This window comes from Avibacterium endocarditidis, assembly GCF_965138825.1.
GTDB classification, from domain to species: Bacteria; Pseudomonadota; Gammaproteobacteria; order Enterobacterales; family Pasteurellaceae; genus Avibacterium; species Avibacterium endocarditidis.
Window position 1 is genome coordinate 1 of sequence record NZ_CBCSDH010000006.1, and the last position, 19,515, is coordinate 19,515.

17 protein-coding genes, 4 tRNA genes and 1 pseudogene are annotated in these 19,515 nt (G+C 41.7%); 5 read left to right on the forward strand and 17 right to left on the reverse strand.

Features of this window, described 5'->3' with window-relative positions:
• Both ACNAV8_RS04560 and ACNAV8_RS04565 read left to right on the forward strand, forming a co-directional pair.
• A partial coding sequence (locus ACNAV8_RS04560) for a M3 family metallopeptidase (protein WP_415777338.1) occupies window positions 1–119 on the forward strand: 119 nt, incomplete at both ends.
• A 1-nt stretch (window position 120) separates the two neighbouring features.
• Window positions 121–710: pseudogene (locus tag ACNAV8_RS04565) on the forward strand (M3 family metallopeptidase); the annotation flags it as partial.
• Between the two features lie 56 nt (window positions 711–766).
• Here the strand turns inward: ACNAV8_RS04565 and ACNAV8_RS04570 are convergent.
• The 9 genes from ACNAV8_RS04570 to ACNAV8_RS04610 form a co-directional block, all read right to left on the reverse strand.
• Window positions 767–2,026: an NRAMP family divalent metal transporter gene (locus ACNAV8_RS04570; RefSeq protein ID WP_103854084.1), complete on the reverse strand. Its 1,260-nt coding sequence runs from the start codon at window positions 2,024–2,026 to the stop codon at window positions 767–769.
• 131 nt (window positions 2,027–2,157) lie between these two features.
• A tRNA-Gln gene (locus tag ACNAV8_RS04575) sits at window positions 2,158–2,232 on the reverse strand.
• 44 nt (window positions 2,233–2,276) lie between these two features.
• A tRNA-Gln gene (locus tag ACNAV8_RS04580) sits at window positions 2,277–2,351 on the reverse strand.
• A gap of 27 nt (window positions 2,352–2,378) precedes the next feature.
• A tRNA-Leu gene (locus ACNAV8_RS04585) sits at window positions 2,379–2,463 on the reverse strand.
• Window positions 2,464–2,467: 4 nt separating this feature from the next.
• Window positions 2,468–2,544: transfer RNA gene (locus ACNAV8_RS04590), tRNA-Met, on the reverse strand.
• 145 nt (window positions 2,545–2,689) lie between these two features.
• Window positions 2,690–3,913, reverse strand: a complete 1,224-nt coding sequence (locus ACNAV8_RS04595) for an ROK family transcriptional regulator (protein WP_103854876.1) — start codon at window positions 3,911–3,913, stop codon at window positions 2,690–2,692.
• Between the two features lie 156 nt (window positions 3,914–4,069).
• Window positions 4,070–5,215, reverse strand: coding sequence for an N-acetylglucosamine-6-phosphate deacetylase (gene nagA / locus ACNAV8_RS04600; RefSeq protein ID WP_103854875.1), 1,146 nt, complete (start codon window positions 5,213–5,215; stop codon window positions 4,070–4,072).
• Between the two features lie 23 nt (window positions 5,216–5,238).
• Window positions 5,239–6,042 (reverse strand): glucosamine-6-phosphate deaminase, encoded by an 804-nt coding sequence (gene nagB, locus ACNAV8_RS04605; RefSeq protein ID WP_103854874.1) that lies wholly within the window; start codon window positions 6,040–6,042, stop codon window positions 5,239–5,241.
• A 209-nt stretch (window positions 6,043–6,251) separates the two neighbouring features.
• Window positions 6,252–7,400, reverse strand: a complete 1,149-nt coding sequence (locus ACNAV8_RS04610) for a 5-methyltetrahydropteroyltriglutamate--homocysteine S-methyltransferase (RefSeq protein ID WP_103854873.1) — start codon at window positions 7,398–7,400, stop codon at window positions 6,252–6,254.
• 218 nt (window positions 7,401–7,618) lie between these two features.
• On the opposite strand from ACNAV8_RS04610, the gene ACNAV8_RS04615 reads away from it, so the two are divergent.
• Complete coding sequence (locus ACNAV8_RS04615) at window positions 7,619–8,437, forward strand: DNA ligase (RefSeq protein ID WP_103854872.1); 819 nt, start codon at window positions 7,619–7,621, stop codon at window positions 8,435–8,437.
• A 54-nt stretch (window positions 8,438–8,491) separates the two neighbouring features.
• Here ACNAV8_RS04615 and adk read toward each other — a convergent pair whose 3' ends face one another.
• From adk to galE, 4 genes are all read right to left on the reverse strand, one after another.
• A complete protein-coding gene (gene adk / locus ACNAV8_RS04620) occupies window positions 8,492–9,136 on the reverse strand; it encodes an adenylate kinase (protein ID WP_415777292.1) in 645 nt (214 codons plus the stop codon).
• Between the two features lie 132 nt (window positions 9,137–9,268).
• Window positions 9,269–10,255, reverse strand: a complete 987-nt coding sequence (locus ACNAV8_RS04625) for a bile acid:sodium symporter family protein (protein WP_415777293.1) — start codon at window positions 10,253–10,255, stop codon at window positions 9,269–9,271.
• 34 nt (window positions 10,256–10,289) lie between these two features.
• On the reverse strand, window positions 10,290–11,558 hold the full coding sequence (locus ACNAV8_RS04630; protein WP_103854877.1) for an AmpG family muropeptide MFS transporter: 1,269 nt from the start codon (window positions 11,556–11,558) through the stop codon (window positions 10,290–10,292).
• Between the two features lie 72 nt (window positions 11,559–11,630).
• A complete protein-coding gene (gene galE / locus ACNAV8_RS04635) occupies window positions 11,631–12,647 on the reverse strand; it encodes a UDP-glucose 4-epimerase GalE (protein ID WP_415777294.1) in 1,017 nt (338 codons plus the stop codon).
• A gap of 192 nt (window positions 12,648–12,839) precedes the next feature.
• On the opposite strand from galE, the gene ACNAV8_RS04640 reads away from it, so the two are divergent.
• Entirely contained in the window at window positions 12,840–14,153 is a 1,314-nt protein-coding gene (locus tag ACNAV8_RS04640; RefSeq protein WP_415777295.1) for an NCS2 family permease, read from the forward strand.
• A gap of 92 nt (window positions 14,154–14,245) precedes the next feature.
• Here the strand turns inward: ACNAV8_RS04640 and pheA are convergent, their stop codons facing one another.
• From pheA to hchA, 4 genes are all read right to left on the reverse strand, one after another.
• Window positions 14,246–15,409 (reverse strand): prephenate dehydratase, encoded by a 1,164-nt coding sequence (gene pheA, locus ACNAV8_RS04645; protein WP_103854580.1) that lies wholly within the window; start codon window positions 15,407–15,409, stop codon window positions 14,246–14,248.
• 228 nt (window positions 15,410–15,637) lie between these two features.
• Window positions 15,638–16,633, reverse strand: coding sequence for an NAD(P)H-quinone oxidoreductase (locus ACNAV8_RS04650; RefSeq protein ID WP_103854581.1), 996 nt, complete (start codon window positions 16,631–16,633; stop codon window positions 15,638–15,640).
• Between the two features lie 74 nt (window positions 16,634–16,707).
• The gene (locus ACNAV8_RS04655; protein ID WP_103854582.1) at window positions 16,708–17,457 is read right to left on the reverse strand and encodes an SDR family oxidoreductase; all 750 of its coding nucleotides are present in this window, start codon (window positions 17,455–17,457) and stop codon (window positions 16,708–16,710) included.
• Between the two features lie 80 nt (window positions 17,458–17,537).
• Complete coding sequence (gene hchA, locus ACNAV8_RS04660) at window positions 17,538–18,404, reverse strand: glyoxalase III HchA (RefSeq protein WP_415777296.1); 867 nt, start codon at window positions 18,402–18,404, stop codon at window positions 17,538–17,540.
• A 141-nt stretch (window positions 18,405–18,545) separates the two neighbouring features.
• Between hchA and ACNAV8_RS04665 the strand changes: the two genes are divergently transcribed.
• Entirely contained in the window at window positions 18,546–19,466 is a 921-nt protein-coding gene (locus ACNAV8_RS04665) for a LysR family transcriptional regulator (RefSeq protein WP_415777297.1), read from the forward strand.
• Window positions 19,467–19,515: the final 49 nt, after the last annotated feature.

The window sequence follows — 19,515 nt, forward strand, 5'->3', positions numbered from 1 at the left end:
TCACTTGTAACTTTAACGCACCAGTGGGTGATAAACCTGCGCTTTTCACTCACGATGAAGTCACCACCTTATTCCACGAATTTGGACACGGTATTCATCATATGCTCACGCAAATTGATNTCGCAGATGTGGCGGGCATTAATGGCGTGCCTTGGGACGCAGTGGAATTACCAAGCCAATTCTTAGAAAACTGGTGTTGGGAAGAAGAGGCGCTTGCCTTTATTTCAGGGCATTATGAAACGGGCGAACCACTACCAAAAGAAAAATTGCAACAGTTGCTTAAAGCGAAAAACTTCCAAGCGGCAATGTTCGTATTACGTCAGCTTGAATTTGGGTTATTTGATTTCCGTTTGCATCATTATTTTGATGCGAACCAACCCAACCAAATTTTAGACACCTTAAAACAGGTAAAAGATGACGTTGCCGTCATCAAAGGTGTGGATTGGGCAAGAAATCCGCATAGCTTTAGCCATATTTTTGCCGGCGGTTATGCAGCGGGCTATTACAGCTATTTATGGGCGGAAGTGCTATCGGCAGATGCGTTCTCGCGTTTTGAAGAAGAAGGCATTTTCAACCCAGTAACCGGGCAATCTTTCCTTGATGAAATTCTCACCCGTGGCGGTTCAGAAGAGCCAATGGCGTTATTCAAACGCTTCCGCGGCAGAGAACCGCAATTAGATGCCTTGTTAAGACACAAAGGCATTGCATAAAATTCTGCGAAAAAAAGACCGCACTTTAAAAGTGCGGCTTTTTTTATCAATATTTTTTAGTTTATCCAACCAAAATGTGAAGCAATAAATAACAATGTGAAACCAGCAAGGTAAACCAATCCGACTAAAGATAACCATAATAGGAAACCTCTTACACAATGTTCACCTTTCATCACCAACGATAGGTTCAACCACGCAAATACAGGAGTTGAAACAAAAGAACCTATCATTGCCAATTTTAACATTGGTCCTACGGCATCACTGAAACAGAAAATAATCACTAAAACTGCGATTGTTGAACATAAGATAGATAAATTTAAAAAACTTACACGGCTTTCTTTTTTGCCCGCTAGTAATCTCAAACTTTCAAGATTAGTGCGAGAATAACCATCTAGCATTGATAATGTCGTACCGAAAATACACATAAATGCGATAAAAGCAATGAGGTCTTTTGCCCATTCACCAATGGTTGAAGAATACATATTGATAAGCTGTGCAATATATTTCCCCCCTACCATTTCAACGGTTTCGTTGGAGCCAAATTGCACTAGCGCCCCCAATGCAAGAAACACTAACGCTAAAATCGCAGTGCTAACATAGCCAACATTAAAATCAAAAATCCCATCTTTATAAGATACTTTGGTTAAACGGCGTTTTGCCACCACCCACATTGAATTAATGACGGAAAGTTCAATGGGTGCTGGCATCCACCCCATTAGCGCCACAATAAAAGCTAATGCGCTTAAATTCCAAGGTGATGGGGAAATGTAATCATCGGCTGCAATTCCTTGCACGCCATTACGCATCAGTGCGATTACCACAGCGGCAACGGTCGTTACCGTTAATGCAATCATAATCACTTTCGCTAAACCATCTAATAAGCGATACTTCCCAAAAAGTAAAATCGCAGCAGCGGAAGAAATCATTATTGCGCTTAAGACAGACATATTAACTGGTGTAGGTAACACGAAATTAAGAATAACCGCACACAGCAAGGAAATCGCCGTCATATTAATGGCGGTTGAGAAAATATTAAGTAAAAAGAAAACCCATAAATATAATTTTCCTTTTTGGCGATAACCGTCAAGTAAGGTATTGCCTGTATCTAGCGTGTATTGCACACCGAAACGGAAAAAAGGATATTTAAAAAAGTTTGCAAGAATAATGATAATTGCAAGTTGCCAACCATAAATTGCCCCAGCTTGGGTAGAAGCAATAATATGCGATCCGCCGATGGCGGCTGATGCCATTAAAATCCCCGGCCCTAGGGAGCTAAACTTAGTTGTCCAGCCTGTTTTTGTTGTGTTTGTGGTCATAGTTATTCCTTATGAAAAAAGGAAATGATTATAATTGATATAAATGCAAAAAACATAAGTGCGGTGTAATTTTTTACAACTTTTTTACACTATAAAAAGAAGAATAAAGGAAAATCTATTAGGAAAGATAATGGCTGGGGTACTAGGATTCGAACCTAGGAATGCCGAGATCAAAACCCGGTGCCTTACCGCTTGGCGATACCCCAATAGGAAATTCTTTAAGAAAAGAAGATTGAAATGTTAGATAGTATGGCTGGGGTACTAGGATTCGAACCTAGGGATGCCGAGATCAAAACCCGGTGCCTTACCGCTTGGCGATACCCCACCTACTAAAGAACTGCAAGCTAATGAATGGTGCGGGACGAGGGACTTGAACCCACACACCTCGCGGCGCCAGAACCTAAATCTGGTGCGTCTACCAATTTCGCCAGTCCCGCAATATGGTGGCTATGACGGGATTCGAACCTGTGACCCCAACATTATGAGTGTTGTGCTCTAACCAACTGAGCTACATAGCCAAACATTTTGCATTCACCTCATCGGCTTTGCGGGGCTAATTATGCTGATCTGACTCCCCTTCGTCAACTCTTTTTTTATGCTTTTTTCTAAATTCTTTCTCATTCGCATAGAGATTATACAAATCGGCGTAAAAGCGACCGCACTTTACTCTGCTAATAAATGTTGTAGCAATCTGCCATCTAATAAGGCTTGTTTAATCAATGCAAATGCGCCAATCACATCTTCATTTTTTAATTCAGATGCCACCAGCGGTGTGCTTTTCACAAACGCGGGTAAAGCCAAGTTGTCTAAGGTTCGGCGAATAGCAGCAAACAGCACGCTTTGCGCTTGCGTAATCTCCCCTGAAATAACAATTTTTTCAGGATTAAACATATTGACACTCATCGCCAATACGCGTCCAATCTGCACGCCAACGTGTTCGATCAAATCCACCGCTACCGCATCTTGCTTATTTACCGCTTTGCAAATCGCTTCAATATCGTGACTTTCTAAAGAAATCCACTTGCTTTGATAACCATCTTCCAGCAAACGTTGCATTTTTTCTTCAATTGCGGCATTGCTGACAACGGTTTCCAAACAGCCCACATTGCCACATAAACAGCGCTTACCCAAAGGATCCACCTGAATATGCCCAATTTCCCCCACATTATTTTTATAACCAAGAAAGACTTCGTGATTAATCACAATGCCTGCGCCAACGCCACGATGAATACGCAATAATAAGGAATCATAGCAATCTTTGGTAACACCAAAATAATGCTCCGCTAAGGCTAAACTTCGCACATCGTGACCAATAAAAGTCATTAATTGGAAGTGTTCTGCAAGGTGATTTGCCAGCGCCCAAGGTTCATCAAGGGATAAATGCGGTAAATATTGAATATCGTTGGTTTTCACATCCACAAAGCCCGGCACAGTAATACCAATGGCAATAAATTCCGCATTTTTACGCTGATTTTTTTCGATAAACTGCGCAAGGTGCGTTATTAAAAATTGCTCAATTTGCACCGCACTTTGATACTCCGGCAAATCCACAATTTCTCTTTTCAAGAGTTTCGCAGAAAGATCCATAATGGCAAAGGTTACCTGCTTACGCCCTAAATGAATGAGAATGGTGCGAAAGGCTTTATGCTCCGCAATAATAGACGTGGCACGCCGTCCGCCGGTGGATCGCTGCTGCTCCACTTCTTTAATCAGCCCACGTCCTAACAAGTTACGCGTGATTTTGGTTACACTGGCTGGTGCGAGCTGGCTTAGTTCAGAAATTTGAATACGAGAAATCGGTCCTTGCTGGTCAATTAATTTATAAACCACCGCACTATTCATCTGTTTAACAAAATCAACATTCGCGATTTGATGATTATCCCGCATTCTTTTTCCCACACATAAAATACATAAAACGAATAATGCTGTATTTTAAAATGAATTGGGCAAAATGCCTAGACTAGAAAATATCTAAACAAAAAGGCAGCCGAAGCTACCTTTATTTCGTATTTAAATAGCACTCAAAGTGCGGTGATTTTTGGGCTAGTTTTTATACCACGTCCACTGCCCATTGACTGCGCTGCCTAGCACGTCAAAATCATTGTTAAACACAGTCAAATTGGCGATTTTTCCTTCTGCAATATCACCTAAATGATCATCAACACCAATGGCTTTGGCAGGATAGTAATTGCACATTCTTAGGGTTTCATCGAGTGGAATGCCTACTTGTTTCACCGCATTTTCTACCGATTCAATCATTGTGATTGCAGAACCGCCGAGCGTGCCGTTGGCGTCATAGCATTTACCATTGCGCACATACACGGTTTTGCCGACAAAGTCGAAAGATTCAATATCCGCGCCTGCGGCGGCTGTGGCATCTGTAACAATGCACAATTTATCGCCTTTCACTTTTTTATCAATTTTGATATTGCCGAATTCAACGTGCAAGCCATCGACGATAATACCCGTGTAAATATCGCTGTCTAACACCGCGCCGACAACGCCCATTTCACGTCCTGAGCTAATTGGCGACATCGCATTGTGCAAGTGGGTGGCAAACGTTGCCCCCTTGGCAATTGCTTGTTTAGCTACGTCATAAGTGGCGTTGGAATGCCCGATGGAAACCACAATGCCACTTTGTACAAAATCACCAATATATTTTGCCGTTGGATTTTCAGGGGCAAGGGTGATTTTGGTGATCACCGCTGAATTTTGGCATAGAAAATCTTTCATTTCAGGGCTTATGGCACGAATATATTCTGCCTGATGCACGCCTTTCTTTTCGACACTTAAATAAGGGCCTTCCAAATGCAAGCCAAGGGCTTGATTTTTATGCTTTTTAAGATATTCCCCCATTACCGAAACGGCTTGCTTAATGCCCTCATCATCTGCTGTGATAAAGGTTGGCAGATAACTTGTTGTGCCAGAACGCAAATTGGTTTGCTGCATAATTTCAAGGGTTTTCACGGACGTATCGCCATTAAACATCACGCCACCACAGCCGTTTAATTGTAAATCAATAAATCCTGCCGTTAGATTATTCCCTTTTAAATCAATTTGTTGTATTCCCTCAGGCAGATTTTCTTGTGACACGATAGAAAGGATTTTCTCGTCTTCCACAATCACCGCTTGCCCATAAAGCACGGCTTGGGCGGTATAAATCACGCCATTAACTAACGCATAACGCATTTTTTCACCTTCTTTTTTATTCGCTATAACACACTATGAATGGCTTTGGCTTCTAACTCAGTGAAATATTTCACGGTTTTCACTTTTAATTCCTGCGTTGCCGGTTCATCACAAACAAAGATTGCGTGGCGGTGTAGCTGTAACGCACTGATCGTCCAAAAATGGTTCACACTGCCCTCCACCCCCGCTTGCAAAGCAAGGGCTTTATTATACCCCGTGACTAAAAGCATCACTTCTGCTGCGTCAAGCAACGTGGCGACCCCAATGGTTAAAGCGTATTTTGGCACTTTATTCACGTCATTATCAAAGAAACGTGAGTTAGCGATAAGGGTATCTTCCGTCAGAGTTTTAATTCTAGTGCGAGAAGCTAGCGATGACGCAGGTTCGTTAAAAGCAATATGGCCGTCCACGCCAACGCCGCCCATAAATAAATTTACCTTGCCGTAAGATTGCATTTTTTCTTCATAACGGCGGCATTCAGCATCAAGATCAGGCGCATTGCCGTCTAACAAGTTAATATTTTTTTCTTGAATATCAACGTGATCAAAAAAATTCTTATACATAAAAGAGCGGTAACTTTCTGGGTGATCTTTTGGCAGCCCAACATATTCGTCCATATTAAAGGTTACCACGTTTTTAAAGCTCACTTCCCCAGCTTGATAAAGTTTGATTAATTCTTTATAGGTTTGTAACGGCGTGCCGCCTGTGGGCAATCCCAGCACAAAAGGGCGTTCTTCCGTTGGTTTAAATTCATTAATACGATCAACAATATGACGTGCAGCCCATTTGCTGACTTGCTCGGCGGTTTTTAAAGGAATTAAACGCATAGCTCTCTCCTGTTTGCTATCTCAATTTCATTATTTTGAAGTATCATTTCATAGTTTTCATTATAAAATAAGATTAACTTCAAAGAGAAATAGAATTTTAACGAAAAGAGAAAATCGTGATCTAAATCACAAAGAGAAAAATTTGCAAAAATAATACCGCTCTATAAAAAAGCGGTATTCTTCTATCATCAAGAATGAAAGGTCAAAAATTACGCCTTACCCCAAACTTCCTCAACAATTTCACGAATGAAATTCAGTTTATTCCATTGTTGCTCTTCTGTCAGGATATTGCCTTCTTCCGTTGAAGCAAAGCCACATTGCGGGCTTAAACAAAGCTGGTTGATGTCCACATATTGTGCGGCTTCTTGAATACGTTTGATGATTTCGTTTTTATCTTCAAGGTTGCCGTCTTTTGAAGTAACCAAACCTAGCACCACTTGCTGATCTTTAATAAAGCGCAATGGTTTGAAATCGCCCGAACGATCGCTATCGTACTCAAGGAAGAAGCCATCAACGTTACAGTGCCCAAATAGGGTTTCTGCCACAGGTTCATAGCCGCCCGATGAGAACCAAGTTGAGCGGAAGTTACCACGGCAAATGTGCATTGTAATGGTCATATCCGCAGGTTTCGCGGCAATAATACGGTTCACCATATACACATAATCTTTCGCGAGTTGCTCTAAATCGAAGCCACGTTCTTGATAAGCTTGGCGTTTTTCTTCAGAACATAATTCGCCCCAGCTTGTGTCATCTAATTGCAGGTTACGACAACCTAGGACATAGAATTTTTGCATCGCACTAATATAAGCGTCCGCAATATCATCTAGTAATTGCTGATTGTTGTTTTTATAACGCTCAATTGGCTGATAATCCGTTTCACGCACCGTACAAATTAAATGTAACATTGAAGGTGACGGAATGGTGAATTTAACAGGATAATCGCCGGCAATTTGCTGTAAAGAACGGTAATGTTCAAGGAATGGGTGAGTATCCGAGAAACCGATTTTATCAACAATTTTCAACGTCTTAGGACGAACATTATGATGTTTAAATTGGACAGAAAATTTTTCTGCTTCCACTTCTTCCACGCCATCTAACGCACTTAAGAAATCTAAATGCCAAAAGGTACGGCGAAACTCTCCGTCGGTTACCGCAGGTAAGCCCACTGCTTTTTGGTGCGCCACTAAATTGGCAATTTCTTTATCTTCCACTTGGGTGAGATCCGCACAAGAAATATCCCCACAGCTACATTGCTGACGTGCCTGTTTTAAACTTTCTGGACGTAAAAAACTGCCAACAATATCAAAACGATAGGGCGCTTTATCACGAAGTTGTGCATTAGGAAATAGTTTGCTCATAATCACTCTCTTTTAGTTATATTTAGATAGAAAGCCGTAATTTTAACAAAAAATTCACACATATTCTAAAAAAATCCCAAAACACCACCGCACTTTTAAAACCACAATAATTTTTACGATCGAGATCGCAAAACCAAACTGCATTTTCCACAAGCACTAAAAAGTCGCTTAATATCCCAACCAAATTTTTATTGCGCAGAAAAATCGGGGAAAAAATTATGCTTTATATTCAGCGTATCCTGCTCATTTTATTCGCACTATGCTCAGCATTAGCTAAGGCCAATCCGCCAGATTTAATGCTACTTGGCACTTACCACAATCAAAATGTGCAAGGTTGGGTGATGAGCGAAAAGTTAGACGGCATCAGGGGATATTGGGACGGTAAACAGCTGTTTACAAGACAGAATAAAATTCTCACGCCGCCATATTATTTCATTAAAGATTTTCCGCCTTTTGCCATTGATGGTGAACTGTTTAGCCAACGCAATGCGTTTGAGCAAATTTCTTCTATTGTGCGTTCGCAAAAAGATAAAGGTTGGGAAAAATTAAAGCTTTATGTGTTTGATGTGCCTAATGCCAAAGGCAATTTATTTGAACGTTTAGCCGTGTTGGAAAATTATTTAGCCCAGCACCCAAGCCAATATATTGAAATTATTAAACAAATTCCAATCAAACATTATGCCCAAGTACAAGATTTTTTGCGTGAAGTAGAACAAAAACAAGGGGAAGGCTTGGTGCTGCGTAACCCTAATGCACCTTATGAAAACAAACGCAGTCAGCAAATTTTGAAATTAAAGACCGCACTTGATGAAGAATGTGAAGTGATTGCACACCATAAAGGCAAGGGGCAATTTGCTTATAAATTCGGTGCGATTACTTGTAAAAATCAGCGTGGCGAATTTCGTATCGGTTCAGGTTTTAAATTATCGGATAGAGAAAATCCACCACCAATCGGTTCAATCATTACCTACAAATACCGTGGTTTGACACAAAAAGGGCTGCCAAGATTTGCCACTTATTGGCGGAAGAAGGAATAATAGCGCATAAAAAATCCCCTTGAAATCAAGGGGATTGATAAAGTGCGGTGGAAATTAAGCGAGAATTTTATCTAATTCTGCACTCACTTCTTCCACTTTTTGCGTACCGTCTAAACGGAAATATTTTGTATTGCCCGCTTCGGCTTCAGCTTGGTAATAATCAACCAACGGTTTGGTGGTGTTGTGATACACTTTCAAGCGATCTAATACGGTTTCAGGCTTGTCATCAGCACGGATAATTAAATCTTCACCGGTTACATCATCTTTACCTTCCACTTTTGGCGGGTTATACACAACGTGGTAAGTACGTCCAGAAGCTTGGTGAACACGGCGACCACTCATACGCTCAACAATCACTTCATCTGGCACATCAAATTCCAACACATAATCAATGCTGATGCCTGCGCTTTTTAAGGCATCCGCTTGCGGAATGGTGCGCGGGAAGCCGTCTAATAAAAAGCCTTTCGCGCAATCTTCTTGTGCAACACGCTCTTTCACGAGCGAAATAATTAAATCATCTGGCACAAGCTGCCCTGCGTCCATTAAGGTTTTCGCTTGTTTGCCTAATTCTGTTCCCGCTTTAATTGCCGCGCGCAACATATCGCCCGTAGAAATTTGCGGAATACCGAATTTGTTCATAATAAATTGTGCTTGCGTGCCTTTACCTGCACCCGGCGCACCTAAAAGAATAATCTTCATATCAACCTCGTTTATAAAAAAATCTGCGATAACATACCTTTAATAAGTCGAAAACTCAAGGGCGATGAAAATCAAAATTAACTAATTTGCAAAAAATTCATAAAAAAGCACCGCACTTTATTTTCCTTGATCTCACGAAATCTCTTCCGCAAGTTCCTTTTGTGAAGGGGATTTGCGGTATTTATCCACCCATAATAAGAAATTGGCGTAAACCGTTCCTGCCACAGAGTGCCACACGCACGCCACGGCACAAACCACCGCTGATTCTGGAATGGTTGGGAAGAACTTCATACTTAATCCAGTAGCTAAACCTGCATTTTGCACGCCCACTTCCAAGGAAATGGTTTTCTTTTTCGCTAAGCTCATTCCAAACAATTTGCCTGAAGAATAGCCAAGAGCGTAGCCGATAAGGTTATGTACCACGATACAAAGTAAAATCATTAAGCCTGATTGTAAGAAATAATCCCCATAAATGGCGACCACACCGCCCACAATAAAGGCGAAGTTAATCACTGCCACGCCCGGCATTAACGCTTTGATGTCTTGGAACCATTGTTTGCGGTGTAAGCTGATGTTTAAAATCGATCCCACCGCCACAGGCAACACGGTTACTAAAAGCATAAATTTAAACATTGCCCAGCCGTTCATTTCCACGCTTTGGCCTACCAAATAATTTAGCAATAATGGCGTCATTACTGGCGCTAGTAAGGTTGAAACGGTGGTCATTCCCACTGAAAATGCTATATCGCCTTTGCATAGGAACGTCATAATGTTAGACGCCACACCACCAGGGCAAGAGCCAACTAAAACTAAACCAAGAGTGAGCGCTGGGGAAAGATCAAAACTTTTTGCAATAGCAATCGCTACAAAAGGCATTACGGTATATTGCACAATGGTACCGATAAGAATATCCAACGGGCGTTGCGCTAACACTTGATAATCTTTTTTACCTAAGGTCATTCCCATTGAAAGCATAATAATGCTGATGATGAACACTTGCGTATCGCCTTTTACCCAAGTGAATAATTCAGGTTTATAAAAGGTGATTAACGCCAGCACAATAATAAAAAGTGCGGTGAATTTGGCTAATAAAAAACTAAGCTTTTTCAAAAATTGCATTGCTTTCTCCTAAATTTCTTCGTCAATAAAGGTGCTAGTCTGCTTGCTTCCAAGGCGCAACTTTAAATAAACATAACATTCCAGGGATCGCGAGCCAGAAGCAAAGCCAGAAATAATCATAGTAGCCCAGCCAGTCGATCAACGCGCCTGCTTGGGTGTTGAGCGTAGCTCTTGGTAATGCGGCAAGGCTGGTAAATAAGGCAAGCTGTGTGGCAGTGTAAAGGGGATTGGTTTCCCTTGCCATGAAAGCAACAAAGGCGGCTGTACCTAAACCGATGCCAATATATTCCGCGGCCACCACAAGGCTGAGCGACCACAAGGCACGGCTATCTACGGTTTCAAAAGGCCCTTGTTTGGCGAGCCAGGCAAAGCCAAGAATGGTGATAATTTGCACAAATCCAAATAACCATAAAGCGCGGTTAATGCCCACTTTCAGCATTAAAATCCCGCCTAAAATACTGGCGACCACCATTGGCCATAAAGAGGCATTTTTCACCACCAAACCGATCTGGGTTTTGCTAAATCCCATATCTAAATAGAAAGGGGAAATCAGCGCCGTAGCCATACTGTCGCCTAATTTATACAGAAAAATAAACGCCAAAATCCCTAAGGCTGACCAAATACCTTTGCGTTGAAAAAATTCGCGGAAAGGTTCAATGACACTTTCTTCTAAAGTGCGGTGTTTTTTTAGCGCAATATTAGGTTCGGTGCTTAAAAATAGACACATTAAAATCCCCGGCAACATAAACATTGCGGTAATGATAAACACGGTTTGCCAAGGGAAATGATCCGCCAAAATCAATGAAAGCGAACCGGGAACAAGGCCTGCAATACGATAAGCATTAACGTGAATCGAGTTGCCTAAACCTAATTCATTGTCGGTTAAAATTTCTCTCCGATAGGCATCTAGCACAATGTCTTGCGTGGCGGAAAAGAAGGAACAAAGCACGCCCAAGGCGGCAATTAAACTGAGTCCAAATTGTTTGCTTGGATCTAAAAAGCCAAATAATGCCAAGCTGATTAGCAATAAAATTTGTGAGATCAGCATCCAGCCGCGGCGGCGACCTAAAAAAGGCGGCACAAAGCGATCAAGCAAGGGCGCCCAGACAAACTTCCACGAAAAAGGGAGCATTATTAGGGTGAAATAGCCCAAGGTTTTGAGATCAACGTTTTCTGCGCGTAACCAAATAGGTAACAAAGAAACCAAAACATAAAGGGGTAAGCCCGAGCTAAATCCCGTGAATACGCAGATCAGCATATTACGGCTGAAAATTTGTGAAAATAAATTCGATTGTGTGGTCATAGCCATAAAGTGCGGTGTGTTTTTCAAACAAATTGTGCTGCAAGTTTCCTTACAGCACAATGAGATTAACGATTAATCACGATACCCTTGTGGGTTCTTTTTCTGCCAATTCCAAGTGTCTTGCATCATTTCCGTTAAGCCACGTTCCGCTTTCCAGCCTAATTCTTTGGCAGCAAGAGAAGGATCGGAATAGCACGTTGCAATATCCCCAGGACGGCGCGCCACTAATTGATAAGGAATTTGAATATCGTTGGCTTGCTCAAAGGCTTTTACCATATCTAACACGGAATAACCTGTGCCTGTGCCAAGGTTATAAATGTGTAATCCAGCATCGTTTTGATGACGATCCAAGGCTTTTAAATGACCAATGGCGAGATCCACAACGTGAATATAATCACGCACGCCCGTACCATCGTGGGTGTCATAATCACTTCCAAAGACGGAAAGTTGTGGTAATTTGCCGATGGCCACTTGGCTAATATAAGGCAATAAATTATTTGGAATACCCGTTGGATCTTCGCCAATCAAACCACTGTGGTGCGCACCCACTGGGTTGAAATAACGTAAAATCGTAACGCTGAATTTATCTTCCGCTTTGGCAACGTCTGTTAAAATTTGTTCTACCATTAATTTCGATGTGCCGTAAGGATTGGTCGTGCCACCCACTTTGCATTGTTCGGTGATTGGCACAATTTCAGGATCGCCATAGACCGTTGCTGATGAGCTAAACACTAAATTCCACACGCCAGCCTTGCGCATTTCATCAACTAGCACTAATGAACCCGTCACATTGTTCATATAATATTCGATCGGCTTACGCACACTTTCGCCCACGGCTTTCAAACCGGCAAAATGAATTACAGAATCAATTTGGTTTTCTGCAAAGATTTTCTGTAACATTGCACGATCTAACACATCGCCTTGGTAGAATTTCACTGCTTTGCCCGTGATTTCTTCTACCCGTTGTAATGACTTGGCGGAAGAATTGGATAAATTATCCAGCACCACCACGTCTTTGCCAGTATTCAATAATTCCACAACGGTGTGAGAGCCAATGTAGCCTGCACCGCCAGTTACTAAGATAGCCATTTTTTCCTCGCTTTGATTATTATTACGATTATTGCGCGTTATTATAAACGATTTATAAAACAAGCCCAAAAATTTCCGTAAAAATCACCGCACTTTCTATTAAGCAAACGTTTACTATTCTTTTCTTTTCTGTAAAATAGCGCCATTTTTTCAACAAGATTTTATTTTAACTTTATTAACGAAAGGAAATTTATGTTTGCAGAAAAACTTTTTGAGATCACCAAGCGTGGCTCAACATTACGCCAAGAAATCATTGCGGGGTTAACCACCTTCCTAGCCATGGTTTATTCTGTGATTGTTGTTCCCAATATGCTGGCTGCTGCTGGCTTTCCTCCTGAAAGCGTGTTTATTGCCACCTGTTTGGTTTCGGGGTTAGGCTCCATATTAATTGGTTTATGGGCAAATGCACCAATGGCTATTGGTTGTGCTATTTCCCTTACCGCATTCACCGCATTTAGCTTGGTATTAGGTCAAGGTGTGAGCATTCCCGTTGCTTTAGGCGCAGTATTTTTTATGGGGGTAGTCTTTACGCTGATTTCTGCCACTGGGGTGCGAGCGTGGATTTTACGCAATCTCCCAGCTAGCATTGCGCAAGGTGTGGGCATTGGGATTGGCTTATTTTTACTGTTAATTGCAGCAAATGGTGTTGGCATTGTTGTGGGTAATCAAGCAGGATTACCGGTTAAATTGGGGGATTTCACTACCTTTCCAGTGTTGATTTCTCTTGCAGGTCTTGCCGCTATTATTGGTTTAGAAAAAATGCAAATCAAAGGGGGGATTTTGTGGGTGATTATTGCTATCACACTTATTGGCTTGGCTATTGATCCTAATGTAAAATTCAGTGGTGAATTATTCAAAATGCCAAGTTTCGGCGAGCAATCTCTGTTCTTGCAATTAGATCTCACTGGCGCATTACAACCTGCCATTCTGCCTGTTGTCTTTGCCTTAGTCATGACTGCGGTATTTGATGCCACTGGCACAATCCGTGCGGTAGCAGGGCAAGCCAATTTATTGGATAAAGATGGGCAAATCATCAATGGAGGTAAAGCCCTATCTTCTGACTCAGTAAGTAGCTTATTCTCAGGTTTATTCGGTACAGCGCCGGCAGCGGTGTATATTGAATCTGCTGCAGGTACAGCCGCTGGCGGTAAAACTGGGATCACCGCGATTGTCGTGGGCGTGCTATTCCTATTAATGCTCTTTTTCCAACCACTCGCGAGCCTTGTACCTAGCTATGCCACCGCGCCTGCGTTAATGTATGTGGGCTTATTAATGCTTAGCAACGTAAACAAATTGGATTTTTCTGATTTCATCGGTGCAATGAGCGGCTTAGTTTGTGCGGTGTTCATCGTTCTTACTGCAAATATCGTCACTGGCATTATGCTTGGCTTCGCTACCCTTGTGATTGGTCGAATCATCAGCGGTGAAGTGAAAAAACTCAATATTGGAACAGTGTTAATCGCAGTCGCATTATTAGCATTCTACTTAGGTGGCTGGAACATTTAATTTCTTATCAAAAAATAAATGCGGTGGAAGTTTTTTAAATTTTTCCACCGCACTTTTATCTATTATGCCTTGTATTTTTAGATTTTACCTGCTTAATTTACTTCCACAGGCTTTACAATCTCACTCGGATAGCAGCCGAGAATTTTTAGATAGTTGCTATGTGCTTGCAATTCTTCTAACGCTTGTTGCACTTCTGGGTTATTGATATTGGCATCAATTTCAAGATAGAACATTTCGTCCCACGGCTGACCATAAATTGGGCGGGATTCCAGTTTCGTCATATTAATATTATGCTTTTTGAACACCAATAACGCCTCCACCAATGAGCCTGCTTGGCGTTTATTTGTCGTCATTAATAACAGGGTTTTAGTGTGAATTTGCGGCGATACCACCACAGGTTCTTTGGCAATCACAATAAAACGGGTGATGTTATTCTCTTGGTTGGCAATGTTGCTCTTTAGCACGCGTAAGCCATAAAGATGGCCACCATCTTCATTCCCCAATGCTGCAATATTTGGCTTATTCAGGCTTGCCACTAACTGCATTGCGTGTGAGCTACTTTCGCAATATTCGATATGTACACGATCAAGGCTGCGAATAAACTGGCTGCATTGCTGGATCACTTGCGGATGGCTGTATAGGGTGTCAATTTGGCTTAACTCACTGTGTTCTGTTGCGAGTACGCAATGTTTGATCGGGTATGCCAATTCACCAATGAGCGATAAATCCGTATGTTGCAACAAATCATAGACTTCATTAATTGAACCTGAAGTCGTGTTTTCCAGCGGCAAAATGCCGTAATCCGCCTCGCCATTTTGCACTTTTTCAAATACTTGCTCGAAAGAGCTGCAACTCAGTTCAATGAACGGTTTTTGATAACGGGTTGCATAACTGCGTGCCGCAAGATGAGAATAAGATCCGCGTTTGCCTAAGAAAGCAATATGGCTATTTTGCTCACGCTGTTCATTGAGTTTCTTTTGCAAATAGGCTTGCTGAGTCAGCACAGAATCTTCAATAATTTTCTGGAAAATTTGCGTGATATATTGTGGATCAAGCTGATAATTTTCATTTTCAGAAAATTGAATCAATTCTTGTAATAATTGTTGCTCACGCTCCACATCACGCAAGGCTTTCTGCGTGATTTCCTTACTACGCACCACGTCATAAGCCAAACGATGACGCTCCGAAAGCAGTTTTAATAAACTGCGGTCAATTTGGGTGATTTGTTGTCTAATTTCTGCTAAATCCAGTGCCATTTTGTTATCTCGGTTATAGGGGATTGGGGTAGGATAAACAAGATTTTATTTGAGATCAAATGAATGTGTGTTTCTTTTTCTTTCAGTGATTTGAATTAAAAATGTAGCTAAGGTGAATTTTAAAGTGCGGCGAGAATTTTTTGAATTTTTAAAATTCATTGAAAAATCACCGCACTTTATTGTTTGGCTAATTACAAAGAAATCTCAATAGTCTAAAAATCCATCCCCCTATTCCCCCTTATCAAACGCCAACATCACCTTGCCAATATGCGTGCCTTTATCCATTTCTTGGTGTGCTTGTTGAACATCTTTAAAATCAAATACTTGATGAATAATTGGCTTGGCGATTTGTTCGCTTTCTAATTTGCCCCAAACATTTTGTTTTAACGATTTTGCGATTTCCGCTTTTTCAGCTTTAGTGCGGCTACGCATTGTTGATCCAGTGATGTGGGCGCGTTTTAAGGCGATTTGCAATAAATCTACGTTTTGAGCCACGGCACCGCCCATAAAGCCGATTAAAAACAATCTGCCATTTTGCTTTAAGCAAGCTAAATTTCGTTGGAAATAACTCGCGCCGACCACATCTAAAATCGCATCAATTCCGCCCGCACTTTGAATAACTTCGGCGAAATCTTGCGTTTTATAATTAATCGCAACCGCACCATATTGTTCAACAACGGCACATTTTTCTGCATTGCCTACGGTAGCATAGGTTTTAATGCCTAGGCTTTGTGCGATAGCAAGCGCCGTTAGCCCAATGCCACTTGTTCCGCCGTGAACCAATAGACTCTCCCCTGCTTTAACCTGTTGTTGCATAAACAAATTTACCCAAACGGTGAAAAGGGTTTCGGGCAACGCGGCGGCTTCTAGCAACGAATAATTTTTAGGAACTGGCAAGGCTTGGCTAGCTGGCACAAGGCAATATTCAGCATAAGCACCACCATCTGTTAAGGCGCAAACTTTATCGCCTAGCTGAAATTCACTCACACCTTCACCAACCGCAACCACTGTGCCGGAAAGCTCCAAGCCCATAATTGGCGTAACGCCCTTAGGCATTGGATACAGCCCTTGGCGTTGCATAATATCAGGGCGATTTACCCCAGCGTAAGCGACTTTTACGAGCAACTCACCTGCTCGTGCTGTGGGAATGGCGGCTTGTTCTATAAATAACACATCGGGCGTTCCCGCTTCTCGCATATTAATTTGTTGCATTAATTGCTGCATTGATATTTTCCTTATTCCCGTAACAACAATAATGCCGTTCAAAAACGGCATTATGTGATAAAAATGGGCGTAAATTAAAACTCTTGCACCGTTGGGCGAACGGTGATTTCGTTCACGGCAACGTTATCTGGCTGTTCCACCGCATAAGCAATAGCACGGGCAATGGAGCTGGCGGGGATTTCGTGGGCAGCATAGAATTTTTGCACGCGTTCGCGAGATTCTGGATCGCTGCTGCTGAATTTTAGTTCGCTTTCAATCGCCCCTGGGTACAGGGTGGTTACGCGGATATTATGTCCTGCCATTTCGGCACGCAACCCTTCGCTAATGGCTTTCACAGCGAATTTTGTGGCGCTATATACCGTGCCGCCGCCCGATGACACTTTCAAGCCAGCCACAGAAGAAAGATTGATGATATGCCCTGAGTTTTGTGCGAGCATTGTTGGCAGCACCGCCGCAATGCCGTATAGCACGCCTTTGATATTCACATCAATCATTCGATCCCATTCGTCCACTTTTAATGCGCTCATCACCGCGCCCGGCATAATGCCTGCGTTGTTGATTAACACATCAATGCGACCAAATTGTTGCAACGCGGCTTGTGCCAATTTTTCTACGTCTTCACGTTTTGATACGTCCATTTGCACCACAACGGCTTCGCCACCTTGCTGTTGAATTTGCTCAGCAAGGGCTTGCAAACGCTCTAAGCGTCTTGCGCCTAACACCACTTTAGCCCCTAATGACGCTAAATGACGCGCGGTTTCTTCACCTAGTCCACTTGACGCCCCTGTGATTAATACCACTTTGCCTTGAATATTATTGCTCATTGTTATTCCTTATTTCATTGATCTTATTAGATAAAAAAAGAGCGGTGAAAATTTTCTCAATTTTTACACCGCTCTTTGGATTATTTCACTGCTTTCAATAATTCACCAGCAGCTAAAATACCTAGATTATTTGATGCTAATGGGCTGTCACCAGTAAGCAATTTGCGATCTTTATGAACTTGACCTGTGATGCCTTCGTTCATAATTTTCACGCCTAATTTAGCAAGGTTTTCACCCACTAACCATTGTAATTTACCTGGCATATAGCCGATTGCTTGGTTAGCGCCTTCATCTAATGAATCAGGGAATACGCAAAGCTCATAGCCTTTGAATGGGAAATCTTCCGCTTTTTCGCCTACGCCAGCCGCTAATAAAGACGCTGGGCCGTGGCATAAAGTGATCACGTGTTTATCTTTATTTAATGCCCAATCTAACACTTTTTTCACGTCTTTGCTGTGTGGCACGCCAGCTAATACGCCGTGACCCCCTGGGATAAATACCGCGATATAAGGTGAATCTTCCGCTAACACTTCAGGTAAAATATCTTCTAATTTTTTCGGATTTACTAATTTTGGCAAGTATTGGTTATATAAATCCATTACCGCTTTGTCTTCTTCTGGCATTGCCCAAATTTCTAATTTAACTGGGTTACCTGATAAGGTTGCCACATCAATTTCAAAGCCTGCGTGGTGCATATGCAACATAGGTAATAACATTTCAACGGGGTGGTTACCTGTTGAGAATAATTTACCGTTTTGCATTTCGATATAACGCTCATCTGTGCCGATCATTAATACTTTGTGTTTACCGCCAGTATAAGGTTTATCGAATTTGAAACCGTCAAAATCTGTTTTTTTGCTGGTATATTGTGTTAAAGAATATTCTGATGGGAAGAACGCATTGTGTTCAGCGCGATCCGCCACGGGGTTTTTACTTAAATCTGTCATTTTACTCTCCAAAAGTTTTTATCTTATAAAGTTCACTATGAAAAACCGTTTTAGCGTTTTTTCTGGCGTGCATTCTATCCCTAGATAATTACATTGAAAAGGGATAAAATCGGAATAGACTATTCGCAAAAAAGGAATAATATGAATAAACTTGATGCACTTCGTTATTTTAGTGTTGCCAGTGAAACCTTAAATTTTCGCGAAGCTGCACAACGCCTTGCGGTATCGCCACAAGTGGTCACCCGAATGATTGCCGAGCTAGAAAATCTGCTGGGTGAACGCTTGTTTCAACGTAATACGCGTAGCATTAAACTCACCGAATTTGGCGAACAATTTCTGCCCCAAGCACAACAATTATTGGTCGATAGCGAACGGCTTTTTTCTTCACAAAAAATTAATGATAAAGCGATGCAAGGCATTGTGCGAATTACCGTACCGCCTATGCCTTATAACGATCAGCTTTTATATGAATTATTGACCGCACTTGAACCCTATCCCGATTTGGTCATTGATTGGCGTGTTTCTTTAGATAAGCTGAAAACCATTGATGATCAAATTGATATTGGGCTGCGCGTGTGCCTTGAGCCAGAACAAGATTGGATAGCCCATCATATCTTTACCTTGCAAGAAAAAATTGTTGCTGCACCAAAATTATTGCAACGTTTAGGCACGCCTGAGAGCCTACAAGATCTGGCGTTAAACTATCCGCTCAGCGGCTTGATTAACCCGAAACTGAAACGCATTTGGCACTGGCAAATTAATGCCCAACAGCATTTTATTCCAACCCACCCGAAATTTTTGGCTTCCGATATGTATAGCGAATTGCAATCGGCGCTCGCAGGGCGAACTTGCTCGCAGCTGATTGATATTTTATGCCAGCCTTATATCGATCAAGGCAAATTGGTAGAACTGTTTCCAGAGGTGGAAAAACAAAAATGGCAGCTTTATTTATATCGCCCTTATCAAAGCGTGGTGAGTGAGCGAGTATTATTTGTTTTTGAAAAATTAAAAACGATTTTGCAAGATATTGTGAAACGGATAGAAATGGAAAAAAGTGAATAAAATAAAGTGCGGTGAAAAATAAAGCCATATTTTTTAATATGGCTTTATT

Coding starts and splice junctions, on each gene's coding strand:
- ACNAV8_RS04570 (WP_103854084.1), bottom strand. CDS start 2,026: ATGACCACAAACACAACAAAAACAGGCTGGACAACTAAGTTTAGCTCC.
- ACNAV8_RS04595 (WP_103854876.1), bottom strand. CDS start 3,913: ATGCGGGATAATCATCAAATCGCGAATGTTGATTTTGTTAAACAGATG.
- nagA (WP_103854875.1), bottom strand. CDS start 5,215: ATGCGTTATGCGTTAGTTAATGGCGTGATTTATACCGCCCAAGCCGTG.
- nagB (WP_103854874.1), bottom strand. CDS start 6,042: ATGCGTTTAATTCCTTTAAAAACCGCCGAGCAAGTCAGCAAATGGGCT.
- ACNAV8_RS04610 (WP_103854873.1), bottom strand. CDS start 7,400: ATGAGCAAACTATTTCCTAATGCACAACTTCGTGATAAAGCGCCCTAT.
- ACNAV8_RS04615 (WP_103854872.1), top strand. CDS start 7,619: ATGCTTTATATTCAGCGTATCCTGCTCATTTTATTCGCACTATGCTCA.
- adk (WP_415777292.1), bottom strand. CDS start 9,136: ATGAAGATTATTCTTTTAGGTGCGCCGGGTGCAGGTAAAGGCACGCAA.
- ACNAV8_RS04625 (WP_415777293.1), bottom strand. CDS start 10,255: ATGCAATTTTTGAAAAAGCTTAGTTTTTTATTAGCCAAATTCACCGCA.
- ACNAV8_RS04630 (WP_103854877.1), bottom strand. CDS start 11,558: ATGACCACACAATCGAATTTATTTTCACAAATTTTCAGCCGTAATATG.
- galE (WP_415777294.1), bottom strand. CDS start 12,647: ATGGCTATCTTAGTAACTGGCGGTGCAGGCTACATTGGCTCTCACACC.
- ACNAV8_RS04640 (WP_415777295.1), top strand. CDS start 12,840: ATGTTTGCAGAAAAACTTTTTGAGATCACCAAGCGTGGCTCAACATTA.
- pheA (WP_103854580.1), bottom strand. CDS start 15,409: ATGGCACTGGATTTAGCAGAAATTAGACAACAAATCACCCAAATTGAC.
- ACNAV8_RS04650 (WP_103854581.1), bottom strand. CDS start 16,633: ATGCAGCAATTAATGCAACAAATTAATATGCGAGAAGCGGGAACGCCC.
- ACNAV8_RS04655 (WP_103854582.1), bottom strand. CDS start 17,457: ATGAGCAATAATATTCAAGGCAAAGTGGTATTAATCACAGGGGCGTCA.
- hchA (WP_415777296.1), bottom strand. CDS start 18,404: ATGACAGATTTAAGTAAAAACCCCGTGGCGGATCGCGCTGAACACAAT.
- ACNAV8_RS04665 (WP_415777297.1), top strand. CDS start 18,546: ATGAATAAACTTGATGCACTTCGTTATTTTAGTGTTGCCAGTGAAACC.